1 protein-coding gene is annotated in these 538 nt (G+C 61.0%); it reads left to right on the top strand.

The window, feature by feature from the left end:
* Positions 1–89: 89 nt before the first annotated feature.
* Positions 90–538, top strand: a 449-nt coding sequence (locus tag OR16_RS39020) for an AraC family transcriptional regulator ligand-binding domain-containing protein (protein ID WP_141639985.1), incomplete at its 3' end; no start/stop codon positions are given.

The following is a 538-nucleotide window of genomic DNA, read 5'->3' as shown; positions in this document are numbered from 1 at the left end:
CTCAATGCCCGCCAGCTCGACCTCCTGGTACGGGCAAGCTTCATTCCGCTGGTGGGACCAGCGCCGCCGGGTAGAGCACGCAGCCAACCATGTCGAGCATTCGTTCTAGTGCGCTAACAGCCTTTGCCAGCGTCGTCACCCGGTTGGGAGGCTCGCCGGGAAACCTGATGAGTGCCGCGGGCATTCGGGAGGATGCATGGCGAGAGCCCGGCAGCTTCGTGTCATTCGCAGCCTTCGCGCTGCTGCTGGAACTGGCCGCGGAATCGCTCGGCTGCGCCGACTTTGGACAATGGTTGGCTGACGGCCAAAGCGTGTTCACGATAGGTCCACTCATCTTCATCGCCTTCGGTGGCTCCACCGTCTGTCAGGCCTTCCATCGCCTGGATCGGTACCTCCACCACTATGTGACTGGCGTACGACCTATGCGATGCGCGGGGGGCAAGAGAGAGACGATGGAGATCAAACTGGCATTCCAAATGGAGCTTGCGTTCAGGTACGCACAGGCTGGCGAACTTCTTCTCGCGACCGCATACAAGAT

It is taken from the genome of Cupriavidus basilensis OR16 (genome assembly GCF_000243095.1).
Lineage (GTDB): Bacteria > Pseudomonadota > Gammaproteobacteria > Burkholderiales > Burkholderiaceae > Cupriavidus > Cupriavidus basilensis_D.
Note: the sequence above shows the minus strand (reverse complement) of the source record. Positions and strands in the feature narration are given on the sequence as shown.